Below are 25,427 nucleotides of genomic sequence, written 5' to 3'. Positions count from 1 at the left end.
ACATACGTACAAAGTCGTAAGACCAATGTGAATTGATGGTGGACCATTTATTACGAAAAGATACGCCTATTAGCGGAGGGAAAAGGAATATGAAACATATACAATGGATGTGTTAATCGTAATATTTTACGTGTTTATGGAGGGATTTTAATGGAACGATTATGGACGAAATCATTTATACAAATGACTATCGCGATGTTATTTTTATTTACGGGGTTTTATTTACTTGTTCCAACGCTCCCGCTCTTTATTAAAGAGATTGGTGGAAATGAATCGCAAGTTGGACTGATGATGGGAATGTTTACAATAGCGGCAGTTGTAATACGACCGATTATTGGAGGTATGTTAGATCAATATGGTAGAAGATCTTTTATTATTTTCGGACTCATATTTTTTGGGATAACGATGTATTCGTATAATTTAGCATCGACTATTGTCCTTTTAGCTGTTTTACGCGTTATTCACGGAGTGACGTGGGCTGTTTCTACAACAGCAGTTGGAACAGCGATAACTGATATTATTCCAGATTCACGTCGTGGTGAAGGGATGGGCTGGTATGGCATGGCGATGACAATCGCGATGGCAATTGGCCCGATGATTGGATTATGGGTTGTACAAAATTATTCATTTCATGGTCTATTCTTGTTAGCAACTCTTTTATCCTTTATGGCAGTCGTATTATCGTTAATAACGAAAATGCCATTCACGCCACAAAAAGAAAAAGGGAAAATTCAGCTGTTTGAAAAATCCGTTTTATCAATAACGGTTGTTGTTTTCTTTTTATCATTTGCATATGGAGGAATAACAACATTTTTACCGTTATTTGCGTCATCAATTGATGTGAATCCTGGGACATTCTTTCTTGTATATGCAATTGCTTTAACAATTGTACGACCTATTTCAGGAAAACTATTAGATAAGTATGGAGAAGTTTTTATCATACTTCCGGCACTATGTATTACTATTTTAGCGATAGTTGTACTAACGATTTCAAATGGTTTGATAGGTGTAATGATTGCAGCGGCATTATATGGTGTTGGATTCGGTTCAGCACAGCCCGCTTTGCAAGCAGCGATGCTTACAATTGTTGCTCCGAGTAAAAGAGGAGTTGCTAACGCTTCATTCTTTACTGCATTTGATTTAGGTATTGGATTAGGTGCGATTTTACTTGGAGTTGTTTCACAAATGTTTGGTTACCGTATTTTATTCACAGGTAGTGCAATTTCAGGATTAATAGCTTTAATTATATTTGTCATTTTTGTAAAACAAAGATTAGGCAAAAAGGATTTTGCGTAAACAGGAAGAGCGAAGATGAAAATTTCAATTGAACATGATGCTCGACGGTGCTTTAAGGAAGAATTGCGTATAAAGCATGATGAATCTATTTGATGTATTGTAAGGTACGGAGGAAATAGCTCAATTCAGCCCGGATATTCTTTAGGGATTGTTTCTGAGAAATCAGTTCGGGAAATAGTGTCAGTTGAGAAAGACGGTAGTTTATTTTTATAGATTTTGATGATCTTTCGTACTTTCAAAACTATGAATTAGTTGTAAGCTATCGTAAAGAAACGGAAGAAATTTAATTTAATTATGTAAAATAATAATTTTATTAAAAATAAATAAATTTTATATAAGAATTATATTTATGGGAATATGAAATAAATATTATAAAAAACCGAGCTGTGCATGAGTGCAGCTCGGTTTTTTATGTTTGTTGAAGAAAAAGGGATTAAAGGTATATTTAGTGGGATTATATGGATAATTGTTATATTTCGTTTTAAAACATTGTAAAAGGATGTCTGTCCTTTCTTTATAAAAGATGAAAGTTATTTTTGAAAAATTGTATTATTACATCGGTAAAAGTATAGGGAACTTATCGTTATAAAATAAATTGAAATCTTCTAAAAACTCTGATACATTGAAATAGAAATGTAGTTTCATATTATTGTAAAGGCTTACAGTTATGTGCACGAAGATCTATTAGGATTGGAGGAAATAATGATGAAAGCTGAAGAAAAATTTTCCCCGGGATTAGATGGTGTAGTAGCAGCGGAAACGAAAATTTCGTTTCTTGACACAGTAAAAGGTGAAATTGTAATTCAAGGGTATGATTTAATCGAACTCTCAAAAACAAAAGAGTATTTAGACATTGTGCACCTTTTATTAGAAGAACGTTTACCGAATGAGAATGAGAAAGCAACAATTGAAAAGAAATTAAAAGAAGAATATGCAGTGCCAGAAGGTGTATTCAATGTTCTAAAGGCATTGCCTAAGGAAACGCATCCTATGGATGGGCTACGTACAGGTGTGTCCGCATTAGCTGGTTACGATAGTGATATCGAAAACCGCTCGTTAGAAGTGAATAAAAGTCGAGGATACAAGCTTTTAAGTAAAGTGCCAAATATTGTAGCGAATAGCTACCATATTTTAAATAATGAGGAACCAATTCAGCCTCTTCAAGAATTGTCATATAGTGCGAATTTCTTCTATATGTTAACTGGAAAGAAACCAACTGAACTTGAAGAGAAAATCTTTGATCGTTCCCTTGTTTTATATAGTGAACATGAAATGCCAAACTCTACATTTACAGCACGCGTTATTGCATCAACGCAATCCGACTTATACGGTGCTTTAACAGGAGCAGTTGCATCCTTAAAAGGAAGTCTTCATGGCGGTGCGAATGAAGCGGTTATGTACATGCTTTTAGAAGCTGGTAATGTTGAGAAATTTGAAGAGTTATTACAGAAAAAACTATATAACAAAGAAAAAATTATGGGCTTTGGACACCGTGTTTATATGAAAAAGATGGATCCAAGAGCACTTATGATGAAGGAAGCATTAAAGCAGTTATGTGATGTGAAAGGCGATTATACACTATATGAAATGTGTGAAGCTGGAGAAAAAATTATGGAGAAGGAAAAAGGAATTTATCCGAATCTTGATTATTATGCTGCTCCAGTATATTGGATGCTTGGTATTCCAATTCAACTTTACACACCAATCTTCTTTAGTTCTAGAACAGTAGGGCTATGTGCACACGTAATTGAGCAACATGCGAACAATCGTTTGTTCCGTCCACGTGTAAATTATATTGGCGAGCGACATGCATTTAGTAAATAAAAACAACTGGGGAGTTGTTAGCGCCGCCCGCCAGATGGGTGTTTGACCGACACCCATCATTAATAATAACGAATTTTCGACAGAAAGGGAAGAATAGCATGATTAAAACAAATGAAATTAAACAAAAAGATGCATTATTAGAAGAAATTACGGACTATGTATTAAATAAAGAGGTTACAAGTGCAGAGGCATTCAGTACGGCTCGCTACGTATTACTTGATACACTTGGATGTGGAATTTTAGCACTACAATACCCAGAGTGTACGAAATTATTAGGACCAGTTGTACCAGGAACAATCGTGCCAAATGGTACACGTGTACCAGGAACATCTTATGTGCTAGATCCAGTAAAAGGCGCATTTAATATCGGATGTATGATCCGTTGGTTAGACTATAACGATACTTGGCTTGCAGCAGAGTGGGGACATCCATCTGATAACTTAGGCGGAATTTTAGCAGTTGCAGATTATATTAGCCGCGTTCGTATTTCAGAAGGAAAAGAACCATTAAAAGTACGTGAAGTACTAGAAATGATGATTAAAGCACATGAAATTCAAGGTGTACTTGCTTTAGAAAACAGCTTAAACCGTGTTGGTCTTGATCACGTATTATACGTAAAAGTAGCAACAACTGCAGTAGTTGCAAAAATGCTTGGCGGAACGCGTGAGGAAATCTTTAATGCATTATCACATGCGTGGATTGATAATTCTAGTCTTCGTACATATCGTCATGCTCCAAATACAGGTTCACGTAAATCATGGGCAGCAGGTGATGCGACGAGCCGCGGTGTTCATCTTGCAATGACTGCATTAAAAGGTGAAATGGGTTACCCAACGGCATTATCTGCACCAGGATGGGGATTCCAAGATGTGTTATTTAACAAGCAAGAATTAAAATTAGCAAGACCGCTAGAATCTTATGTAATGGAAAATGTATTATTCAAAGTGTCATTCCCAGCAGAATTCCATGCACAAACAGCTGCAGAATGTGCAGTGAAATTACATCCGGAACTTAAAGAAAGATTAGATGAAATTGATCGTATTACAATTACAACTCATGAGTCAGCAATTCGTATTATCGATAAAGAAGGTCCATTAAATAACCCAGCTGATCGCGATCACTGCCTACAATACATTACGGCAATAGGTTTATTAAAAGGAGATATCGTTGCGGATGATTATGAGGATGTAGTAGCGAATGATCCACGTGTAGATGAATTACGTAATAAGATGGTTGTTGTTGAAAACAAACAGTACAGTTTAGATTACCTTGACCCGAACAAGCGCTCAATCGCCAACGCTGTTCAAGTTCATTTTAAAGATGGTACTGTAACAGAAAATGTGGAATGTGAATACCCACTTGGCCACCGTTTCCGTAGAGACGAAGCAATTCCAAAAGTTGTTCGAAAATTCACTGCAAATATGGCAGGTCATTATTCTAGTAAGCAACAAGAAAAAATCCATGAAGCTTGTCTAAATGAAGAAAAACTAGAAAATATGAATGTAAACGAATTTGTAGATCTATTCTTAATTTAATAATAGGGGGAATTTAGAATGGCTTGGGTTGTGAATAAACAGTCGACACAAGAGGAGCTTACGAATCGCTTCCGAGCTTTAGTAGAAGCAAATGAAATTTTGCAAATTCCAGGTGCTCATGATGCAATGGCGGCTCTTGTTGCGAAAAATACAGGTTTTTCAGCTCTATATTTATCGGGAGCTGCTTACACTGCAAGTAAAGGACTACCAGATTTAGGAATCGTGACGTCTACTGAAGTAGCAGAGAGAGCAAGGGATCTAGTTAGAGCTACAGATTTACCAGTTCTTGTTGATATTGATACAGGATTTGGTGGAGTACTAAACGTAGCGAGAACAGCTGTAGAAATGGTGGAAGCGAAAGTTGCGGCTGTTCAGATTGAAGATCAACAATTACCAAAGAAATGTGGACATTTAAATGGTAAGAAACTTGTTACTACAGAAGAATTAGTTCAAAAAATTAAAGCGATTAAAGAAGTTGCGCCAAGTTTATATATTGTAGCACGCACAGATGCTCGCGGCGTGGAAGGATTAGATGCAGCGATTGAAAGAGCGAATGCATATGTAAAAGCAGGGGCAGATGCAATATTCCCAGAAGCGCTTCAATCGGAAGAAGAATTTCGTTTATTTACTAGCAAAGTGAATGCACCTTTACTAGCAAATATGACTGAGTTCGGAAAAACACCATATTATAGTGCAGAGGAATTTGCGAATATGGGCTTCCAAATGGTAATTTATCCTGTAACTTCACTTCGTGTTGCTGCAAAAGCATATGAGAATGTGTTTACGCTAATTAAGGAAACAGGTTCTCAAAAAGATGCACTTTCTAATATGCAAACGAGAAGTGAATTATATGAAACAATTTCATATCATGACTTTGAAGAGTTAGATACTGGAATTGCAAAAACAGTATTATCTGAAGATCAATAGGTAGAAGGATTTAGGCGATGAAAATACATCTTTGGCAAAACGAACTGCTTGATGTGAAAAATCATCGCCTTCTGTTTTCAATAATAAGATATTCCACTCATCGTAGACGAGCATATGCAAAGATCAACGAAGGCCGAAATGATAGGGGGATTCAGATGGAGAAAACGAAGTTACCATGGGATGAATTTTTTTCACTCAATAAAGATGTGAATAATACTTTCTTTACACCAGAAGATTTTTCAGGGGATGAAGATTTAATTGCAAAAATGACAGAACAATTCGTTAAACAAGAAATTGTCCCGCAAATTGAGAATATTGAACAACATAACTATAAAGTTTCTCGCCAATTATTTGAGAAAGCTGGGGAACTTGGATTATTAGGCATTGAGGTACCAGAAGATTATGGCGGATTCGAGTTAGGAAAGGCTGTCTCAGGTCTTGTAGCAGAGAAAATGGGTTACGCTGGTGCATTTAGCGTTTCTTTTAATATACACGCCGGTGTAGGTACGTTGCCTTACATATATTATGGAACGAAAGAACAGAAAGAAAAATATTTACCGAAAATCGCATCGGGAGAATGGATTGGGGCTTATGCTTTAACTGAGCCAAATGCTGGTTCTGATGCTTTAAGTGCAAAAACGAGTGCAGTATTGAATGAAGATGGTACTGCTTGGAAGTTGAATGGTGAGAAGCAGTGGATTACAAATGCTCATATGGCAGATGTATACGTTGTTTTTGCGAAGACAAATAAAGGAATGACAGCGTTTATTGTCGAAAGAACATGTGAAGGTGTATCAATAGGATTAGAAGAAAAGAAGATGGGGATTAAAGGATCTTCAACAGCGACGCTTATTTTAGAAGATGTTGTCATCCCCGCTGAAAATATTTTAGGGGAAGTTGGGAAAGGGCATCACGTAGCTCTTAATATTCTTAACTTCGCTAGACTAAAACTTGCTTTTGGAAATATTGGAACAGCAAAACAAGCAATCGGTTTGTCAGTTCAATATGGAAAAGAGCGAAAACAGTTCCAAACGGAATTAGTAGATTTTACGATGATTCAAGAGAAAATTGCCAATATGATTATTTCTACATATGGAGCAGAAAGTGCAGCTTACCGTACAGCGGGTGTAATTGATGAAGCAATTCATGAGAGTGATGAAGATCTTATGAAAAAAATGTCCCAATTTGCAATTGAATGTGCACTGAATAAAGTAAACGCTTCTGAAACACTTGCTTATATCGTAGATGAAGCTGTACAAATTCATGGTGGTTACGGTTATATGCAAGAATACGAAGTAGAACGATTATATCGTGATGCTAGAATTAGTCGTATTTTTGAAGGAACGAATGAAATTAATAGATTAACAGTTGCAAAAATGTTAATGAAGCAAATCGAGCAAATAGAAGATACTGAAGTAGAAATTGATGTAGCAAATGTAGAAAGAAACCATCGTTACATTTTATTAGCGAAAAAATTGTTGAAACAATCTTTGAAAACGCTCTCTAAAACTCCAGGAATAAAAATTGAGCAAGAGCAAGAATATTCACGCGTATTATCAAATATGTTGACGGACGTGTACGTCATGGAATCAGCATTTTTACGTACGAGGAAAGCAGTTAATAAAAATGGTGAGGAAAAAGAGCGTACGAAGCAAATGATAACAGGTGTTATTTGTGAAGAAGGATATCGTAAAGTAGAAGAAGCTGCGATTTCCATTCTTTCAGCAGCTGTCACAGAAGAACAAAATAAACAAGAAATATTAGCTGAAATCCGTCAATTATTAGTGCCTTTATACTCAAACTTATTTACGAAAAAGAGAGAGATTGCGAAAGTTATTATAAATCGCGGGAAATATATTGTGTAAATAGGAGGAAAGCGATATGAAAAAGATTGGTTTTATCGGTTTAGGTAACATGGGTCTTCCAATGTCTAAAAATTTAGTTAAATCTAGCTACACAGTATATGGAGTGGACTTGAATAAAGAGGCGGAAGCTTCCTTTGAAAAAGAAGGAGGAATTATCGGCCTATCAATCTCAAAACTAGCAGAGACATGCGATGTGATTTTTACAAGCTTACCATCACCTCGTGCTGTTGAAGCGGTATATTTTGGGGAAGAAGGATTATTTGAAAATAGCCACTCGAATGTAGCTTTAATTGATACAAGTACAGTATCTCCACAATTAAACAAACAATTAGAGGAATCGGCGAAGGAAAAGAAAGTAGACTTTTTAGCAGCACCTGTTAGCGGTGGGGTAATTGGTGCAGAAAACCGTACATTAACGTTTATGGTTGGTGGATCGAAAGAAGTGTATGAGAAAACTGAATCTGTCATGGAAGTACTTGGAGCGAATGTTTTCCATGTTAGTGAGCAGATTGATAGTGGTACAACTGTTAAATTAATTAATAATCTATTAATTGGTTTTTATACAGCTGGTGTGAGTGAAGCTTTAACATTAGCGAAAAAGAACAATATGGATTTAGATAAAATGTTTGATATTTTAAATGTAAGTTACGGTCAAAGTAGAATTTATGAGCGTAATTATAAAAGTTTCATTGCATCAGAAAATTATGAGCCAGGCTTTACTGTGAATTTATTAAAGAAAGATTTAGGATTTGCAGTAGATTTAGCGAAAGAAAGCGAACTTCACTTACCAGTAAGTGAGATGCTATTAAACGTATATGAAGAAGCGAGTGAGGCAGGATATGGTGAAAACGATATGGCTGCTTTATATAAGAAAGTTAGCGAACAATTAATTTCTAATCAAAAATAGTGCACTTATAAAAACCATGATAAAAAAGGAGAGAATATAATGATTACAACTGAAATTAAACGAGTGAAAAATCATATTAATGGCGAATGGGTAGAATCTACTGGTACGGAAGTAGAAGCGGTTCCGAATCCGGCAACTGGAAAAATCATCGCTTACGTTCCACTTTCTCCAAAAGAAGATGTTGAAAAAGCTGTTGAAGCGGCAAAAACGGCATACAAAACATGGTCTAAAGTGCCAGTTCCAAATCGTTCAAGACAACTATACAAATATCTACAATTGTTACAAGAAAATAAAGATGAGCTTGCAAAAATCATTACGCTAGAAAACGGTAAAACGCTAACGGATGCAACTGGTGAAGTACAGCGTGGTATTGAAGCGGTAGAACTTGCAACATCAGCACCAAATTTAATGATGGGACAAGCTCTTCCGAATATTGCTAGTGGAATTGATGGATCGATTTGGCGCTACCCAATCGGAGTTGTTGCGGGTATTACACCGTTTAACTTCCCGATGATGATTCCATTATGGATGTTCCCACTTGCAATTGCTTGCGGTAATACATTCGTATTAAAAACATCTGAAAGAACGCCACTTTTAGCTGAGCGACTTGTAGAGTTATTCTATGAAGCTGGTTTTCCAAAAGGGGTATTAAATTTAGTACAAGGCGGAAAAGATGTTGTAAATAGTATTTTAGAAAATAAAGATATTCAAGCAGTTTCGTTTGTTGGCTCTGAGCCAGTGGCACGCTACGTATATGAAACTGGTACAAAAAATGGTAAACGTGTACAAGCGTTAGCAGGTGCGAAAAACCATGCGATTGTAATGCCAGATTGCAACCTTGAGAAAACAGTACAAGGTGTAATTGGATCTGCGTTTGCAAGTAGTGGAGAGCGCTGCATGGCATGTTCAGTAGTAGCAGTAGTTGATGAAATTGCTGATGAATTCATTGATGTATTAGTAGCGGAAACGAAGAAGTTAAAAGTAGGTGACGGTTTCAACGAAGATAATTATGTTGGACCATTAATCCGTGAATCTCATAAAGAACGTGTTTTAGGCTATATTAATAGTGGTGTAACAGATGGAGCAACTTTACTAGTAGATGGCCGTAAAATCAATGAAGAAGTTGGAGAAGGTTACTTTGTTGGTGCAACGATCTTTGATGGTGTAAATCAAGAAATGAAAATTTGGCAAGATGAAATTTTCGCTCCGGTATTAAGTATTGTAAGAGTAAAAGATTTAGAAGAAGGTATTAAGCTGACAAATCAATCGAAATTTGCGAATGGTGCTGTTATTTATACATCAAATGGAAAACATGCACAAACATTCCGAGACAATATTGATGCTGGTATGATTGGTGTAAACGTTAATGTTCCAGCACCAATGGCATTCTTCGCATTTGCAGGAAACAAAGCTTCATTCTTTGGAGATCTTGGTACAAATGGTACGGATGGCGTTCAATTTTATACACGTAAAAAAGTTGTAACTGAGCGCTGGTTTTAATAAAGTGAAATGATAATGAGTGGGGTGCATTCCCACTCATTATAAAAATAATACAAACGAAAATACACTACTCATAATGGAATAGTGTATTTTCGTTTGTATTGTGTTAACTATTTCTTTCAAAGGCTAATTTAATACCAAACCCAATTAAGACGATTCCTGTAATCCCTTGAATATAACGCTGTGTCTTCGGTTTTTTCATAAAAGCACTAATTTTATCAATTAAAAATATATAAAAAGCAAACCAAATGACGGTTAAAATGAGATAAGTAAGTCCCATAACGAGAAGTTGTATAAATGTATTATGATTTGGATTTAAAAACTGTGGTAAAAAAGTTAAAAAGAAGACTGCAATCTTAGGGTTTAGTAAATTTGTAAGAAACCCTTGGCGAAAGCAAGAAGTATGTTTATTGTCATTATTTATTGGAACGTCATTTGTATTTAAGTCTTCTGTGTTTCTTACTGCTAAAAGGGCTTTAATACCAATATAGACTAAATATACAGCACCAACATATTTAAAAATAGAAAATAAAAGTGCAGACTTTACAATAAGTGCTGAAAGACCAATTACAGCAGCTAAAGTGTGAATTAAAAGCGCAACACAAGTACCAAAAACAGTTTTTACGCCGCCGATTTTGCCGGCAATCAATGTGTTTTTCGTAGCCATTGCTGTATCAGGACCGGGTAGAATAATAAGACATATAGACATAATAATAAACAGAAAAAATTTTCCATAATGTTATCCGCCTTCCTTTTTTTGTTTTTAGAAAATTCGATTAACGTTAGTTTAACATACATTTTAGTTAAATAAAATTAAATTATATTTAAAATTATTTAACTGAAAAGAAGAGGCCATATAGAGTAGCTGAGAGTGTGCTACAATATATGGCCTCTTTATTTAAGCGTTAAGTAAGTTAAAGAATCGATTTACATCTTCTTCTGAAACATCACTTAATTGTTTATATTTATAATTTGGATTTTGGTCTTTATCAACTACAACGGAGCGTACTCCTTCAAAGAAATCTTCATGTCGCATGAAGTTTTTAGCGAGTATAAGATCTGTCGCGAAACATTCTTCAACTGACTTTTCTTGGCCATCAATAAACTGTTTTAATGTTACCTTTAATGAAACAGGGGATTTGGATAATAGCTTTTCTTTCGTTGTTTGGGCAAATGGACTTTGATCTTTCTCTAACGATTGAATGATTCCCTCAATTGTATCGAATGCAAAATGCGAATTAATTTCTTCTACTGAAGAAGAAAGATTGCCATCTAAGTTTGGAGCAGTTGCAAATGTACGAATAACTTCTTTTAAATGAGTATGTACATCTTCTTTTTTCCAATTTACATTTTCAAGTGCGGTAAGGAAATTTGGTAATGAATCTGATGTCATAAAGTAATCAGCAGCGTTAATATATAATACATCAGGAGCTTTTAAAATAGATGCCGTTAAAGCAACATATCGACCAGTATATCCAGGCGCTTTATTTAAGAAATAAGCAGCACCGACATCCGGGAAGAAACCGATGTTCATTTCAGGCATTGCCCACTTCGTACGCTCTGTTACAATTCGATACGTCGCTCCATTTGTCAGACCGACACCACCGCCCATTACAATTCCATCTAAACAAGCGATAATTGGTTTTTTGTATTGATAAATAAATGTATCAATTTCATATTCTTCTTCAAAAAACTGCTCTGCATGTTGTAATGCAACTTCGTTAGAACGTGCTTCGTATAGCGTTTTAATATCACCACCTGCACAAAAACCTTTCGTCCCAGCTCCTTTTAAAACGATGAGCTCAATACGCTCATCTTGCTCCCATTCTTTAAGTTTTTGCCCAATTGGTTGTAACATGTCATAGGATAAAGAATTAAGTGCTTTTGGACGGTTTAAAGTAATCGATGCAACGCCGTTTTCGCTAACAGAAAATAAAACGTGTTCAGTCATTATAAATCCTCCCTTACTTATCTTTCTATTCTTATTTCTTGATACATGCTGAAATGTCCTCTATAATTTTTGTCTAAATTAGGTGCTTAGTGTTAGTATTTATCGCATATTTTGACGAGTTATATTTGCAGGATTTCAGAGAATGAAGAGGAATATTACAACATTACTGTAAGTGCTATTATTTGAAAATGTCGTGTTGAAGGCGCTATTATATGTATAACTTATATTGAGTTAGTATACGTGGCGTAAATTAAAGAGTGGATGTAGAAAAAGTTAAAAGGCTGAATTATCTAACTTTTAAAGAGCGCGGGGTTTGTATATAATTAGAAATAGAGAAAGGAGAGATCGGAATGCCAGGACCTTTACTATTGTCGGTTATTATTTTGTCATCTCTTATGGTAGGAATTACACAGTATTTTCATCATACAGATACGACAGAAGAAGTGAAGGCTAAGGTACGTCTCGTGTTTCCGATTTTTATAATATCTATTTCCATATGCTTTTTATTAAATAAAGATGGGTATGTTGTGGCCGTATTTGCGTTTTTTGTAGCGATTGTCCTAATAACTGTATTGTACTACGTTATGAAAGAGTACTTACAAAAATAAGGATGCCTGAAAGGGCATTTTTATTTTTGTAGATTAATAATTTCACATACCGTATTTCATATAAAAAAACATAAAATATTTATAATTAAAAAAGTATGTACATCGCGGTGTATTTACTTGTCAATCTTGCATGACCACTATACTATTAAAATGTAGAGATTAGAAAAAAGGGGTTGTATCTAGCATGAAATTTGAGATGCATACAAAAATTATTTCAAATGAAAAAGAAGTAAGATTACATATAGAAGATAATTTATTTCAATTAATTTTAGATGGTTATCATCTATTTACTATTCAAGAAATATTGCCTTTATATAAATCAAACGAAGAAAGAATCGGTAGTGCAATTGTCCAAAAGTTAGAATGGGAGAACGGAAAAACTACACTAAACTATCAGCTTGTTTCACTACAATCAGTAAACTAAAAGGAGAAGGGTAATATGAAGTTTTTTCATACAGCGGATTGGCATTTAGGTAAGCTTGTTCATGGTGTATATATGACTGAAGATCAAAAAATTGTGTTAGATCAGTTTGTACAAGCTGTTGAAGAGGAAAAACCGGATGCTGTAATTATTGCAGGAGATTTATATGACCGAGCAATTCCACCTACAGAAGCAGTAGACTTATTAAATGATGTATTACAAAAGATAGTTATTGATTTACAAACACCAATAATTGCAGTTGCAGGAAACCACGATAGTCCGGACCGCATACATTTTGGTAGTAATTTAATGAAAAAACAAGGATTACATATTGTTGGACAATTCCAGTTTCCATACAATCCTGTTGTTTTAAATGATGAATACGGAGAGGTTCATTTCCATCTCGTTCCGTATGCAGATCCAAGTATTGTTAGACACATATTGAAAAATGAAGATGTTCGTTCTCATGATGATGCGATGCGTATTTTTATGAACGAACTCTCTGAAACGATGGATAAAGAAGCGAGACACATATTTGTAGGACATGCATTTGTAACTTCTTCAGGAGAGGCAGAGGAAAATACGAGTGATGCGGAACGACCACTTTCAATTGGTGGTGCTGAATATGTAAATAGCCATTATTTTGATAAGTTTCATTACACGGCGCTTGGCCATTTACATCAAGCGCATTTTGTACGTAATGAGACAATTCGTTATTCAGGTTCACCACTTGCATATTCTATTTCTGAAGAAAAGCATAAAAAAGGATATTATATTGTGGAACTGGATGAAAAAGGTGAAACAACAATTGAAAAACGTTTACTTACACCACGTCGTAAAATGCGTACAGTAGAAGCGAAAATAGACGATTTATTGCTTCATCCAGTGAGTGAAGATTATGTATTTGTGAAATTATTAGATGAAAATCCTGTCTTGCAGCCAATGGAAAAAATACGTTCTGTATACCCAAATGCAATGCATGTTGAAAGATCTATTCAAAGACGAGAGTTCACAGATGAAAATGAAGTAACTGTTTCAAGACATAAAACGGATGATTTATCTCTTTTAAAAGCATTTTATAAAGAAATGAAAGGGCTAGATTTATCAGAAGAGAAAGAATGTCTATTTTTAGATGTTTTGCAAACAGTGCAAGAACGGGAAGGTGAGCGAGGATGAGACCGATTCAGCTTATAATGACCGCGTTTGGTCCATATAAACAGAAAGAAGTAATCGATTTTAAAGATCTTGGTGAGCATCGTATTTTCGCTATTTCTGGAAATACAGGAGCTGGAAAGACAACGATTTTTGATGCGATTTGTTATGTATTATATGGAGAGGCTAGTGGAGAAGAGCGCAGTGATACAAACATGCTTCGTAGCCAATTTGCTGATGATGATGTTTATACAAGTGTGGAATTAACTTTTCAATTAAAAGGAAAAAGTTATGAAATTAAACGACAACTGGGCCATAAAAAACAAGGAAATAAAACAATTACAGGACATGCAGTCGAATTATATGAAGTAATTGATGAGGAAAAAGTTCCATGTGTCGATCGTTTTCATGTAACGGATGTAAATAAAAAAGTTGAAGATTTAATTGGATTAAGTAAACATCAATTTAGCCAAATTGTCATGTTACCGCAAGGAGAGTTCCGAAAATTATTAACATCTGAAACGGAAAATAAAGAAGAAATACTACGCCGCATTTTTAAAACAGATCGTTATAAATTAATGCGTGAGATATTAGATCAAAAGCGTAAACAATGGAAAGACGTCTTACAAGAAAAACAAAAAGAACGTGAGTTATATTTCCGTAATGTATTTAAATTACCAATACGTGATGGAGCATTATTAGAGACATTAGTGGAGCAAGAGCATGTAAATACACATCAAGTAGTAGAGGCATTAGAACAAGAAACAATTTGGTACAATGCAGAGGTTGAGCAATTACACTTAGAACAAAATGACAAAACGAAACAATTAAAAGAAGCAGAGGCACGTTTTCATGCAGCAAAAGCTGTAAATGAGAAATTCAAATATTTAGAACAAAAGAATGAGAAGTACAGTATTTTACAAGAAAACCGTGCCGTAATCGAAATGAAAGAAAAATCTTTTAAACATGCGGAACAGGCGAAGCGATTATTACCATTTGAGCAATGGTATGAGGAAGCGATGCAATATGAACAGCAGTCTGAAAGTTTGTTAAAACAGATAATCGCAAAAAAAGAGCATATAATGAACAGTTTTGCACTTGCTCAGGAGAAATATGAAGCATTAAAGAATAAGGCATCCGAGCGAGAAAATGCTAAAAAACAAGTTCAAAGACTAGAAGAGTTACAGCCAATTATTGCATCATTAGCTGAGAAAAAGTTAAATTTGCAAAATGCTGAAATTCAAATAGGAAAATTAAAAGAAGGTATGCAAAAGTTAGATGAACAACTAGAAGCGCATAAAAATGAAAAACAAAGAATGTCTGGCGAATTACAGCAATTAGAAGCAGCGCTTGAACAATATGTAGCTAAAGTAGAAGAACTAACGAATATGCGAGAAGATGCAAAAGTATTAAAGCAGGCATATGATGTATGGCAAGAAAAACAAAAATACGAGCTAGAAAAAGAAAGTGCGTTTCATAAGATGCAACAGGCAGTTAGTACATATGAAAATATTGAACGCCGCTGGTTAAGTGAACAAGCTGGTATATTAGCTCTTCATTTACATGATGGTGAATCTTGTCCAGTATGTGGTAGTATGGACCACCCGAAAAAAGCTACAGAGCAAAGTAATGCAATTGATGAAAAAGAGTTAAATGAGCTAAGAGAAAAGAAAAATATTGCGGAAAAATTACATGTTCAATTAGAAGAAAAGTGGAATTTCTATCGAGTTCAATATGAACAAGTGATAGAAGAAGTGCTAAAGCGAGGCTATCGCTCAGAAGAATTAGTAGAAACATATAGTGCGCTCGTTCAAAAAGGAAAGCAATTAGCAGCAGAAGTTAATGCGTTAAAAGCAAGTGAAGAAACGCGTAAGCAAATTGCTGTGAATATAAAAAGCGTAGAAGAAAAAGTAGAAGAACTCCAGAAACAAAAGCGTGAAGTAGAAACTGTGCAGCACCGTACTGAAATGGAGTGTATGCAGCTTCGTACGTCATATGAACATGATAAGCAAAATATTCCGGAAAGCTTGCAAACGGTACAAGCTTGGAAAGTACAGTTTGACCAAGCTCTGCAAGAACTTAGGTTAATGGAAGATGAATGGGAGAAAGTACAAGAGGCGTATCAACATTGGCAAAATGAAAATATACGTATTCAAGCAGAACATGATAATGCTTCTAATCAATTTAATAGTGCAAAAGAGAAGAAAGAAGAGACGTTTACACGCTTTATGAAAGAGCTAGAACAAAGCGGATTTACAGATCAATTAACATATAAAGAATCCAAATTAAATGATGCTGAGATGGATAAGTTACAACAAGAAATCCAAAGTTATTACTCATCTCTAGAAGTACTTACAAAACAAATTGACGAATTAAAAGCAGACTTAAAAGATAAAGAGTATATGGACATTTCTTCATTAGATGAGCAAGTGAGAGAATTGGAAATTAGCCTTGATATTATTAAAGAAAAACGACAACGTGCTCAAAACGCCGTATCATATATTACGGATTTACATGAAAATATTAAACGAATTGATGAACAAATTCATGAGGAAGAAAAAGCATTCCAAGAACTTGTTGATTTATATGAAGTAATGAAAGGGGATAACGATAGTCGTATATCCTTTGAACGTTACATCTTAATTGAGTATTTAGAACAAATTGTTCAAATTGCGAACGAACGACTACGTAAATTATCAAATGGACAATTTTATTTAAAACGAAGCGAACGAGTTGAAAAGAGGAATCGACAAAGTGGATTAGGATTAGATGTATATGATGCATATACAGGTCAAACCCGAGATGTAAAAACATTATCTGGCGGTGAGAAATTTAACGCATCACTTTGCTTAGCACTTGGAATGGCAGATGTAATTCAAGCGTATGAGGGTGGTATTTCCATCGAAACGATGTTTATCGATGAAGGATTCGGCTCATTAGATGAAGAGTCATTAACGAAAGCAGTTGACGCCCTAATCGACTTGCAAAAATCAGGTCGCTTTATCGGTGTAATTTCACACGTTCAAGAACTGAAAAACGCAATGCCAGCTGTATTAGAAGTAACGAAGCAGAAAGATGGGTGTAGTCAGACGAGGTTTGTGGTGAAATAAGCTTGTCAAATTGAAAGTATCTATCCTTACTTTGAACATTGTATCAAATTGTTATAACGTTTTTTCAATTAAGTTCAAATGAATTTAATAATGTTTTTATATAAAGCCGTCTCTATAGTAGAGGCGGCATCTTTATTATTTAAAGGAATGAATGATGCAATTATGAATCATTTGAAGAAGGTGGCGTATTTGCCAAACGGTTATAACTTTTAAAGGCTGAAATTGCAGATATAACACCACCTGTTAAAAATAAAGCTGAACCACCAACTAAAATAATACGACTGACATACGTTTCACGCGCTTCTTCAACTTGTTCTTGTAACGGTGTTGGCATATAAATTCCCCCTCAATAAGAATGTGTTTTGCAATAGTATATACAAATGCCTAAAATATGTTAAAATCACTGGATAGTATTATGAGGAAGTATATAGTTAGATGTGAATTGTTTGAAAAATCTTCATTATAAATTTATGCTAACTTCACATAGAGCACAAATTGAAATTGTATTATGTATATGTACCAAATAGATGAAATTGTATAGTATTGCTGTTTTTAAATAATCAAAATCCTATTATTTCTATATAAGGGTCTTAATTGTATATTAGAGATAATATTTTATTTAGAAGCAGATTTTAATAAAAAGGAATTCAAATAAAAGGGGAATGTCTTATGACAACATATACGAGCGAGATAAAAAAAAGTTTAGTAACTGAAGAAGATGTGGATATTTTAAAAATAATGGCGCATCCAATACGATTACAAATTGTAAATGAATTAAGTGCACGCAAAACTTGTAATGTAACACAATTAACAGAAATATTGAATATTCCTCAATCGACTGTTTCGCAGCATTTATCAAAAATGAAAGGTAAAGTGCTAAGAGCTGAGAGAAGAGGGTTAGAAATTTATTATTATATTAATAATTTAAAAGCAAGCAAGATTGTTAGTGTTTTAGGATATGTAAATTAATGAATTGTTATTATACAAAATAGCCTCCGCTGTTAAGCAGGGGCTATTTTGTATTGTATTGTTTTATTTATTTGCATTTAAAATTTTATAGTTTTTATGATTTACAATTGTTCGGTCAAATTCAAAAGTACCACCGCTTACATCTGTGACTTCAACTAAGACCGATTCAGTGTATAGTTTTAGTACAGATGCTGTGATCTTTAAGTTATTTCGTTGAAATAGTATAGTATCGCCTACGTTTGCTTTCATAGTACCTCCTTATAAAAGTCAGAAATGTTTGTTTATTATATATATTAAACCACGTATAGATATATTAGTGAATGTTTAGTTTTATTTATCAATAAAATATTTGTTGTTTAATAAAAATTAAAGTGCAAAGTTATGTAAATGAATTATATATTTTCTGTTTTTATGTAGAAAATTGTAAAAAACGTTGTAATTTTGTATGTTTCGTTAGAAAAACAAGATATACGGAAGTGGAAATGGTGGGATTTTTGATTACAAGCATTGTAATGAGAAGCCAGATTACAAGAATATTAAATTATTTGTATTAAGAAATATAGAAGCAACATGTTATAAAGCTGGGGAGTTAAAAAGAATATGGTGTTTTTTTATTTGTATAGGATAATCAAAATTTTGAAGTCCAGCCATGGTGTAACAGGGCGCATAACTTTGTATAAAAGGGGATATGAAAACACACATAAGTCGTATTGATGTAAAACATTATAAAAACTACTACGTATTTAACAAGTAGTTTTTTGTATTTCACCCTTCGTTTTCTGTAACTGATTCCATATTTTTGACGCTCCATCTTGTAAGTGCTTACATAAACGGAAACATCCTATACAATGAAGTTGTTAAATCAAATGAGGTGGCGAAAATAAAAATAAAAAAAGCATATTTAGCGAATAGCATTGAAATAGAAAGAGGAGGAGAGATGGTATGAAAAAATCATCGGTTAATCCATGGCTTGTTGTCCTTGGAACAGTCATAGTACAAATGGGGCTTGGTACGATATATACATGGAGCTTATTCAATCAGCCCTTAGTGAGTAAATACGGTTGGAGTCTTAACGCTGTTGCTATAACATTCTCAATTACTAGCCTGTCTTTAGCGTTTTCAACTTTGTTTGCGAGTAAATTGCAAGAAAAATGGGGACTTCGTAAACTTATTATGATAGCTGGACTAGCATTAGGACTAGGATTAATACTTAGTTCACAAGCTTCCTCATTAATATTGCTTTATGTACTAGCAGGGGTTGTTGTAGGTTATGCAGATGGTACAGCATATATCACTTCATTATCCAATTTAATAAAGTGGTTTCCAAAGCGTAAAGGTTTAATTGCTGGTATTTCTGTCTCTGCATATGGTTCGGGTAGCTTAATTTTTAAATATATTAACGCACAGTTAATTGAATCAGTTGGTGTATCACAAGCGTTTATATACTGGGGTTTAATTGTTACAGCTATGATTGTCCTTGGCGCTTGTTTAATCCATCAAGCTGCAGATCAAGGAGCAGTTCATGAAACAAAAACTCAGGAATATACAACGAAAGAAATGTTAGGCACAAAACAAGTATACTTATTATTTATTATGTTATTTACATCATGTATGAGTGGCTTATACTTAATTGGTATGGTAAAAGACATTGGTGTTCAACTTGTAGGGCTTAGCGCAGCGACAGCAGCTAATGCGGTGGCTATGGTTGCAATCTTCAATACATTAGGTCGTATTATTTTAGGACCGTTATCAGATAAAATCGGCCGTTTAAAAATCGTTACTGGTACATTTGTTGTTATGGCAGCTTCAGTCTTGGTTTTAAGTTTCGTAGATTTAAATTATGGTATCTACTTCGTATGTGTAGCAAGTGTAGCGTTTTGCTTTGGTGGAAATATCACTATTTTCCCAGCTATCGTTGGTGATTTCTACGGTATGAAAAACCATAGTAAGAACTACGGAATTGTGTATCAAGGATTTGGATTTGGAGCGCTCGCTGGTTCCTTTATCGGTGCAGTTCTAGGTGGATTCAAACCAACTTTCATGGTGATCGGCGTATTATGTGTCGTATCATTTATTATCGCACTTTTAATCCAAGTGCCTAAGCAGAAAAAAGAAAAAGAAGAAGAGTATCGCAGTGTAGCGTAAGTATATAAATCTTCTTTAACACTATGTTTACTAAAAAGCACCCTATTTAATAGGGTGCTTTTTTATGAATTACAACATGTGGAATTTTCTAGAGGCAAAAAAATGAGTAAAGTATCCGTTTGGATTATATTGGAATATCATAAATTGATATATTATATTCGAAATACTTATTAAATCTTAAATTATAAACACGACATGTATCGGTAATTGCAAGATATACTTTCTCGATATTTTCAGAAAAATGTTGAGAAAATATATACTTGAGTTTTTGGTAAGGCTTTGTAAATGAAGGTATCTACAGTTTATCTTCTTCAATTTTAAAAAGAGGAGTACGAATTAAATTTTTTTAATGTAAGTACTTATTAATGCTTTTAGATGTAATTGTATTGAGAAGTACTAAAATATTTTATCTGAAAAATAAAAATAGGTTGACAAGTTTATTGAGAAAGATTATCATTTCGATGTAAGAATATTAAATGAAAAACATTATCAATGAATAATATTTTGATGAAAAGTACACTTGACCAATTAGTTTAGTAAGTGTATTATTTTTTACATTGATAGTGATAATCGTTATCATTATTACTATTTGTTTAATTAGATCAATTTTCAAATGAAAGGATAGAGGAAATGAACTTAGGGGAATTTGATGGAAAAACGGTTTTAGTAACAGGTGCAGCTCAAGGTATAGGCAGTGTTGTTGCCAAAATGTTTTTAGAAAGAGGAGCTACAGTTATTGCGGTTGATCAAAATGAAGAGGGGTTAAACGTACTCTTAAATGAAAATGAATTAAATGAAACACGTATGAAAACATTTCATTTAGATGTGAGTGATAGTACCGCTGTTGAAGATATGGTAAACGGTATTGAAAATGATATAGCACCAATAGATATATTAATAAATGTTGCAGGGGTATTACGTATGGGACCAATTCACTCTTTAAGTGATGAAGATTGGAATAAAACCTTCTCTGTAAATTCTACAGGAGTTTTCTATATGTCTCGAGCAGTAAGTAAACATATGATGCAAAGAAGGTCAGGGGCAATTGTTACAGTTGGTTCAAATGCGGCAAATACTCCGAGAATGGAAATGGCTGCGTACGCTGCATCAAAAGCCGCAACCACAATGTTTATGAAGTGTTTAGGATTAGAGCTTGCAGCATACAATATTCGCTGCAACTTAGTTTCTCCTGGTTCTACTGAAACTGAAATGCAAAGATTACTATGGGCTGATGAGAATGGAGCTGAAAATATAATTGCTGGTTCTCAAAATACATATAGACTCGGTATTCCGTTACAAAAAATTGCACAACCTTCAGAAATTGCTGAAGCAGTATTGTTTTTAGCTTCTGATAAAGCGAGTCATATTACAATGCACAATTTATGTGTCGATGGCGGAGCTACATTAGGAGTTTAATAAAAAATTCAGGAGGTTTTAATATTATGAATGAACTTATAGCCATAAAGGAACTGTCAGAAAAATTATTAGAAGATTATAAAACTGAATCTTCGTTCTTTTTCGCTTCACCAACTCGAACGATATTGACAGAAGGAGAGTTTACTACAGTAAAACATCATGAAATTGAAAGTTTTCCAGAACTTGTACAAGCGGTATTAAGTAATGCAAAACAAGCCGGAAATCCGAATCCTATCGTTGTTGGTGCTTTGCCTTTTGATCGTAGAAAAGAAGTTCAACTTATCGTACCAGAACATAGTAGAATTGCTGAGCGTTTACAGTTAGAGACAACAAATGAGATAAAACGAAATGAGAAACTGACATTTGAAATGACACCGGTTCCAGCTCCTGAAGTTTATATGGATGGTGTGAAGCAAGGAATAGCAAAAATTCAGGACGGAGATTTAAGAAAAATCGTTCTATCCAGATCATTGGATGTTAAGTCTTCCGAGAAAATTGATCAACAAAAACTACTCCGTGAATTAGCGGAACATAATAAGCACGGCTACACATTTGCTGTTAATTTGCCGAAAGATGAAAACGAGTACAGTAAGACGTTAATTGGAGCAAGTCCTGAATTACTTGTTTCACGTCATGGTATGCAAGTAATTTCTAATCCGTTGGCTGGCTCAAGACCACGAAGTGAGGATCCAGTAGAAGATAAAAGAAGGGCAGAAGAATTACTTTCTTCTCCAAAAGATTTACATGAACATGCGGTAGTAGTTGAATCGGTTGCCGCTGCGCTTCGCCCTTACTGTCATATATTACATGTTCCAGAAAAACCCTCAGTTATTCATAGTGAAGCAATGTGGCATTTGTCTACGGAAGTGAAAGGTGAACTAAAGGACCCAAATACGTCTTCTTTAGAATTAGCAATTGCCCTTCATCCAACGCCAGCAGTTTGCGGAACTCCAATGGAAGAAGCGAGAGAGGCTATTCAAAAAATTGAGCCATTTGACCGTGAATTCTTTACAGGAATGTTAGGGTGGAGCGATTTAAATGGAGATGGCGAATGGATTGTTACAATTCGTTGTGCTGAAGTGCAAGAGAATACACTTCGCTTATATGCAGGTGCTGGAGTTGTTGCTGAATCAAAGCCAGAAGATGAGTTAGCAGAAACATCAGCTAAGTTCCAAACAATGTTGAAGGCTTTAGGGTTAAGAGATAATTCGCTGAATGAAAAATAGGGGGAAGAAAGAATGTTAATAGGTTATACGGAATGGCCAAAAGAATTTGCCAATCGCTATCGAGAAGAAGGGTGTTGGCTTGGAGAAACATTTGGTTCGATGTTAAAAGAGCGCGCTGAAAAATATGGGGATCAAATTGCGGTTGTAAGTAGTAATACGCATATAACGTATAGTGAACTTGATAAAAAGGTAGATCGCTTAGCTTCAGGTTTACTGAATTTAGGAATAAAGAAAGAAGATCGAGTTGTAATCCAGTTACCTAATATTATAGAGTTTTTCGAAATATGCTTTGCGCTATTTCGCATTGGAGCATTCCCTGTTTTTGCACTACCTTCTCATCGCAGTAGTGAAATTAGTTATTTTTGCGAGTTTGGTGAAGCGAGTGCTTACGTTATTTCAGATAAGGCTCTCGGCTTTGATTATCGAAAACTAGCAAGAGAAGTGAAAGAGAAAGTTCCCGCTTTACAACATGTAATCGTAGTGGGGGAAGAAGAAGAATTCGTGAACATAACTGATCTTTATATGGATCCGATTCCGTTACCAGAAGTTCAGCCAAGTGATGTTGCGTTTCTCCAATTATCAGGAGGGACGACAGGACTTTCTAAATTAATTCCTAGAACACATGATGACTATATTTATAGTTTACGTGTTAGCGCTGACATTTGTAATTTAAATGCAGAAAGTGTCTATATGGCAGTTCTTCCAGTAGCACACAATTACCCGATGAGTTCTCCAGGGACATTTGGAACTTTCTATGCGGGTGGAAAAGTAGTATTGGCAACTGGAGGTAGTCCAGATGAGGCATTTACTCTTATAGAAAAAGAAAAAGTTACGATTACAGCGCTCGTTCCACCATTAGCAATGATTTGGCTTGATGCGGTATCTTCCCGTAATAACGATTTATCAAGCCTGCAAGTTATTCAAGTAGGCGGTGCGAAATTTAGTGCCGAAGTTGCGAAGCGTATACGCCCTACATTCGGATGTACGTTACAGCAAGTGTTCGGTATGGCGGAAGGGTTAGTAAATTACACAAGACTAGATGATCCAGAAGAAATCATTATTCATACGCAAGGTAGACCGATGTCTACATTCGATGAAGTAAGGGTTGTTGATGAAAATGATAACGATGTAAAACCCGGTGAAGTAGGAAGTTTATTAACAAGAGGGCCATATACAATTCGTGGTTATTATAAAGCGGAAGAGCATAATGCACGATCATTTACAAAGGATGGATTTTATCGTACAGGAGATCTTGTGAAAGTAAATGAACAAGGTTACATCATTGTAGAAGGAAGAGATAAAGATCAAATTAATCGTGGCGGTGAGAAGGTTGCTGCGGAAGAAGTTGAAAATCATCTATTAGCACATGATGCAGTACATGATGTAGCAATTGTATCTATGCCTGACGATTATTTAGGAGAACGCACTTGCGCTTTTGTTATCGCTCGTGGACAAGTCCTAACTGCAAACGAGTTAAAAATGTTCTTAAGAGAACGTGGTATAGCAGCTTATAAGATTCCAGATCGAATTGAATTTATTGAATCCTTCCCACAAACAGGTGTTGGAAAAGTAAGCAAAAAAGAATTACGTAAAGTCATTGCTGAAAAACTTATTACAGTAAAACAATAATAAAAATCGGAAGGAAGTGATTAGATGGCTATCCCATCTATTTCAGTATATAAAATGCCAATTGAATCAGAACTACCAAAAAATAAAGTGAATTGGACGCCAGATCCGAAACGTGCGGTTCTTCTAATCCATGACATGCAAGAATATTTTCTTGATGCATATAGCGATACAGAATCGCCAAAAGTAGAACTAATTTCAAATATTAAGGTGATAAGAGAAAGATGTAAGGAACTTGGTATACCAGTTGTTTATACAGCACAACCTGGTGGACAAACGTTAGAACAACGAGGGTTATTACAAGATTTTTGGGGTGACGGTATTCCTGCTGGACCAGACAAAAAGAAAATTGTGGATGAACTTACTCCAGATGAGGATGATATATTCCTAACAAAATGGAGATATAGTGCATTTAAAAAGACGAATCTATTAGAAATTTTAAATGAACAGGGAAGAGATCAACTTATTATTTGCGGTATTTATGCGCATATTGGTTGCCTTTTAACAGCTTGTGAAGCTTTTATGGATGGTATAGAGCCATTTTTTGTAGCAGATGCAGTTGCTGATTTTTCACTAGAGCATCATAAACAAGCATTGGAGTATGCATCTAATAGATGTGCAGTAACGACGTCAACAAACTTACTATTAAAAGATTTACAAAGTGTAAAAAGCGATGACAGTGAAGGAATCACTTTACAGGAAGTACATGAACTAGTTGCACAACTACTCCGTGAGCCAGTAGAGAGTATTGAAGTTGATGAAGACTTATTAAATAGAGGACTTGATTCGGTCAGAATTATGAGTTTAGTAGAGAAGTGGCGCCGCGAAGGGAAAGAAATCACTTTTGCAGATTTAGCAGAACGTCCAACTGTTGATGATTGGTACCGTTTACTATCTTCACAAGTAGCACAAGTGCTGTAACAAATAGACTACATAATAAAGGGGTAGT

The 25,427-nt window shown here is 34.9% G+C and carries 21 protein-coding genes and 1 pseudogene; 18 read left to right on the top strand and 4 right to left on the bottom strand.

The genetic code is table 11. The annotated features are described in order from the left end of the window. Positions 1 to 150 precede the first annotated feature (150 nt). From MHH66_RS14975 to MHH66_RS14940, 8 genes and pseudogenes are all read left to right on the top strand, one after another. Positions 151 to 1,296: an MFS transporter gene (locus MHH66_RS14975; RefSeq protein WP_078186008.1), complete on the top strand. Its 1,146-nt coding sequence runs from the start codon at positions 151 to 153 to the stop codon at positions 1,294 to 1,296. A 15-nt stretch (positions 1,297 to 1,311) separates the two neighbouring features. Further along, positions 1,312 to 1,583: pseudogene (locus MHH66_RS14970) on the top strand (HesB/YadR/YfhF family protein). A gap of 415 nt (positions 1,584 to 1,998) precedes the next feature. Continuing rightward, a complete protein-coding gene (gene mmgD, locus MHH66_RS14965) occupies positions 1,999 to 3,120 on the top strand; it encodes a citrate synthase (protein WP_078185941.1) in 1,122 nt (373 codons plus the stop codon). A gap of 98 nt (positions 3,121 to 3,218) precedes the next feature. Beyond that, on the top strand, positions 3,219 to 4,655 hold the full coding sequence (gene prpD, locus MHH66_RS14960; RefSeq protein WP_002085755.1) for a 2-methylcitrate dehydratase: 1,437 nt from the start codon (positions 3,219 to 3,221) through the stop codon (positions 4,653 to 4,655). Positions 4,656 to 4,673: 18 nt separating this feature from the next. Next, complete coding sequence (gene prpB, locus MHH66_RS14955) at positions 4,674 to 5,582, top strand: methylisocitrate lyase (protein WP_002168448.1); 909 nt, start codon at positions 4,674 to 4,676, stop codon at positions 5,580 to 5,582. A gap of 155 nt (positions 5,583 to 5,737) precedes the next feature. After that, a complete protein-coding gene (locus tag MHH66_RS14950; protein ID WP_078185942.1) occupies positions 5,738 to 7,447 on the top strand; it encodes an acyl-CoA dehydrogenase family protein in 1,710 nt (569 codons plus the stop codon). Between the two features lie 16 nt (positions 7,448 to 7,463). Further along, positions 7,464 to 8,354, top strand: coding sequence for an NAD(P)-dependent oxidoreductase (locus MHH66_RS14945; protein ID WP_002031851.1), 891 nt, complete (start codon positions 7,464 to 7,466; stop codon positions 8,352 to 8,354). Between the two features lie 39 nt (positions 8,355 to 8,393). Next, positions 8,394 to 9,854: a CoA-acylating methylmalonate-semialdehyde dehydrogenase gene (locus MHH66_RS14940; RefSeq protein WP_078185943.1), complete on the top strand. Its 1,461-nt coding sequence runs from the start codon at positions 8,394 to 8,396 to the stop codon at positions 9,852 to 9,854. A 106-nt stretch (positions 9,855 to 9,960) separates the two neighbouring features. Here MHH66_RS14940 and MHH66_RS14935 read toward each other — a convergent pair whose 3' ends face one another. Next, positions 9,961 to 10,563 (bottom strand): LysE family translocator, encoded by a 603-nt coding sequence (locus tag MHH66_RS14935; protein WP_078185944.1) that lies wholly within the window; start codon positions 10,561 to 10,563, stop codon positions 9,961 to 9,963. 189 nt (positions 10,564 to 10,752) lie between these two features. Then, a complete protein-coding gene (locus tag MHH66_RS14930; protein ID WP_002065275.1) occupies positions 10,753 to 11,805 on the bottom strand; it encodes an enoyl-CoA hydratase/isomerase family protein in 1,053 nt (350 codons plus the stop codon). 350 nt (positions 11,806 to 12,155) lie between these two features. On the opposite strand from MHH66_RS14930, the gene MHH66_RS14925 reads away from it, so the two are divergent. The 4 genes from MHH66_RS14925 to MHH66_RS14910 all read left to right on the top strand — a co-directional run bounded on the left by MHH66_RS14925 (position 12,156) and on the right by MHH66_RS14910 (position 17,096). Next, positions 12,156 to 12,413: a hypothetical protein gene (locus MHH66_RS14925; RefSeq protein WP_002012747.1), complete on the top strand. Its 258-nt coding sequence runs from the start codon at positions 12,156 to 12,158 to the stop codon at positions 12,411 to 12,413. Between the two features lie 184 nt (positions 12,414 to 12,597). Continuing rightward, positions 12,598 to 12,837, top strand: a complete 240-nt coding sequence (locus MHH66_RS14920) for a DUF2584 family protein (protein WP_002085739.1) — start codon at positions 12,598 to 12,600, stop codon at positions 12,835 to 12,837. A gap of 15 nt (positions 12,838 to 12,852) precedes the next feature. Further along, complete coding sequence (locus MHH66_RS14915) at positions 12,853 to 14,010, top strand: exonuclease SbcCD subunit D (protein WP_078185945.1); 1,158 nt, start codon at positions 12,853 to 12,855, stop codon at positions 14,008 to 14,010. Beyond that, complete coding sequence (locus MHH66_RS14910) at positions 14,007 to 17,096, top strand: AAA family ATPase (protein WP_078185946.1); 3,090 nt, start codon at positions 14,007 to 14,009, stop codon at positions 17,094 to 17,096. Before MHH66_RS14915 ends, MHH66_RS14910 begins: the two co-directional genes overlap by 4 nt. Before the next feature lie 160 nt (positions 17,097 to 17,256). Here the strand turns inward: MHH66_RS14910 and MHH66_RS14905 are convergent, their stop codons facing one another. After that, complete coding sequence (locus MHH66_RS14905; RefSeq protein WP_002031929.1) at positions 17,257 to 17,430, bottom strand: hypothetical protein; 174 nt, start codon at positions 17,428 to 17,430, stop codon at positions 17,257 to 17,259. A 335-nt stretch (positions 17,431 to 17,765) separates the two neighbouring features. Here MHH66_RS14905 and MHH66_RS14900 point away from each other — a divergent pair, with 335 nt between their 5' ends. Next, on the top strand, positions 17,766 to 18,065 hold the full coding sequence (locus MHH66_RS14900) for an ArsR/SmtB family transcription factor (RefSeq protein ID WP_002012759.1): 300 nt from the start codon (positions 17,766 to 17,768) through the stop codon (positions 18,063 to 18,065). 63 nt (positions 18,066 to 18,128) lie between these two features. On the opposite strand, the gene MHH66_RS14895 is transcribed toward MHH66_RS14900, so the two are convergent. Then, complete coding sequence (locus MHH66_RS14895; protein WP_002012762.1) at positions 18,129 to 18,314, bottom strand: YkvS family protein; 186 nt, start codon at positions 18,312 to 18,314, stop codon at positions 18,129 to 18,131. A gap of 693 nt (positions 18,315 to 19,007) precedes the next feature. On the opposite strand from MHH66_RS14895, the gene MHH66_RS14890 reads away from it, so the two are divergent. From MHH66_RS14890 to MHH66_RS14870, 5 genes are all read left to right on the top strand, one after another. Beyond that, positions 19,008 to 20,210, top strand: a complete 1,203-nt coding sequence (locus MHH66_RS14890; protein WP_063219575.1) for an L-lactate MFS transporter — start codon at positions 19,008 to 19,010, stop codon at positions 20,208 to 20,210. A gap of 630 nt (positions 20,211 to 20,840) precedes the next feature. Continuing rightward, positions 20,841 to 21,626, top strand: coding sequence for a 2,3-dihydro-2,3-dihydroxybenzoate dehydrogenase (dhbA, locus tag MHH66_RS14885; RefSeq protein ID WP_002012767.1), 786 nt, complete (start codon positions 20,841 to 20,843; stop codon positions 21,624 to 21,626). A gap of 26 nt (positions 21,627 to 21,652) precedes the next feature. Next, a complete protein-coding gene (gene dhbC / locus MHH66_RS14880; protein WP_078185830.1) occupies positions 21,653 to 22,852 on the top strand; it encodes an isochorismate synthase DhbC in 1,200 nt (399 codons plus the stop codon). Positions 22,853 to 22,864: 12 nt separating this feature from the next. Then, on the top strand, positions 22,865 to 24,481 hold the full coding sequence (locus MHH66_RS14875; RefSeq protein ID WP_078185829.1) for a (2,3-dihydroxybenzoyl)adenylate synthase: 1,617 nt from the start codon (positions 22,865 to 22,867) through the stop codon (positions 24,479 to 24,481). Positions 24,482 to 24,505: 24 nt separating this feature from the next. Further along, positions 24,506 to 25,399: an isochorismatase family protein gene (locus tag MHH66_RS14870; RefSeq protein ID WP_078185828.1), complete on the top strand. Its 894-nt coding sequence runs from the start codon at positions 24,506 to 24,508 to the stop codon at positions 25,397 to 25,399. Positions 25,400 to 25,427: the final 28 nt, after the last annotated feature.

Origin of the sequence: Bacillus sp. FSL H8-0492, assembly GCF_038006145.1 — a bacterium.
Classification (GTDB): Bacteria; Bacillota; Bacilli; order Bacillales; family Bacillaceae_G; genus Bacillus_A; species Bacillus_A mycoides.
This window is presented reverse-complemented; position numbering and strand designations above follow the sequence as displayed.

What these genes read in the sequence shown, in the direction of transcription:
- MHH66_RS14975 (WP_078186008.1), top strand. Translation starts at nt 151, where the DNA reads ATGGAACGATTATGGACGAAATCATTTATACAAATGACTATCGCGATG.
- mmgD (WP_078185941.1), top strand. Translation starts at nt 1,999, where the DNA reads ATGATGAAAGCTGAAGAAAAATTTTCCCCGGGATTAGATGGTGTAGTA.
- prpD (WP_002085755.1), top strand. Translation starts at nt 3,219, where the DNA reads ATGATTAAAACAAATGAAATTAAACAAAAAGATGCATTATTAGAAGAA.
- prpB (WP_002168448.1), top strand. Translation starts at nt 4,674, where the DNA reads ATGGCTTGGGTTGTGAATAAACAGTCGACACAAGAGGAGCTTACGAAT.
- MHH66_RS14950 (WP_078185942.1), top strand. Translation starts at nt 5,738, where the DNA reads ATGGAGAAAACGAAGTTACCATGGGATGAATTTTTTTCACTCAATAAA.
- MHH66_RS14945 (WP_002031851.1), top strand. Translation starts at nt 7,464, where the DNA reads ATGAAAAAGATTGGTTTTATCGGTTTAGGTAACATGGGTCTTCCAATG.
- MHH66_RS14940 (WP_078185943.1), top strand. Translation starts at nt 8,394, where the DNA reads ATGATTACAACTGAAATTAAACGAGTGAAAAATCATATTAATGGCGAA.
- MHH66_RS14935 (WP_078185944.1), bottom strand. Translation starts at nt 10,563, where the DNA reads ATGTCTATATGTCTTATTATTCTACCCGGTCCTGATACAGCAATGGCT.
- MHH66_RS14930 (WP_002065275.1), bottom strand. Translation starts at nt 11,805, where the DNA reads ATGACTGAACACGTTTTATTTTCTGTTAGCGAAAACGGCGTTGCATCG.
- MHH66_RS14925 (WP_002012747.1), top strand. Translation starts at nt 12,156, where the DNA reads ATGCCAGGACCTTTACTATTGTCGGTTATTATTTTGTCATCTCTTATG.
- MHH66_RS14920 (WP_002085739.1), top strand. Translation starts at nt 12,598, where the DNA reads ATGAAATTTGAGATGCATACAAAAATTATTTCAAATGAAAAAGAAGTA.
- MHH66_RS14915 (WP_078185945.1), top strand. Translation starts at nt 12,853, where the DNA reads ATGAAGTTTTTTCATACAGCGGATTGGCATTTAGGTAAGCTTGTTCAT.
- MHH66_RS14910 (WP_078185946.1), top strand. Translation starts at nt 14,007, where the DNA reads ATGAGACCGATTCAGCTTATAATGACCGCGTTTGGTCCATATAAACAG.
- MHH66_RS14905 (WP_002031929.1), bottom strand. Translation starts at nt 17,430, where the DNA reads ATGCCAACACCGTTACAAGAACAAGTTGAAGAAGCGCGTGAAACGTAT.
- MHH66_RS14900 (WP_002012759.1), top strand. Translation starts at nt 17,766, where the DNA reads ATGACAACATATACGAGCGAGATAAAAAAAAGTTTAGTAACTGAAGAA.
- MHH66_RS14895 (WP_002012762.1), bottom strand. Translation starts at nt 18,314, where the DNA reads ATGAAAGCAAACGTAGGCGATACTATACTATTTCAACGAAATAACTTA.
- MHH66_RS14890 (WP_063219575.1), top strand. Translation starts at nt 19,008, where the DNA reads ATGAAAAAATCATCGGTTAATCCATGGCTTGTTGTCCTTGGAACAGTC.
- dhbA (WP_002012767.1), top strand. Translation starts at nt 20,841, where the DNA reads ATGAACTTAGGGGAATTTGATGGAAAAACGGTTTTAGTAACAGGTGCA.
- dhbC (WP_078185830.1), top strand. Translation starts at nt 21,653, where the DNA reads ATGAATGAACTTATAGCCATAAAGGAACTGTCAGAAAAATTATTAGAA.
- MHH66_RS14875 (WP_078185829.1), top strand. Translation starts at nt 22,865, where the DNA reads ATGTTAATAGGTTATACGGAATGGCCAAAAGAATTTGCCAATCGCTAT.
- MHH66_RS14870 (WP_078185828.1), top strand. Translation starts at nt 24,506, where the DNA reads ATGGCTATCCCATCTATTTCAGTATATAAAATGCCAATTGAATCAGAA.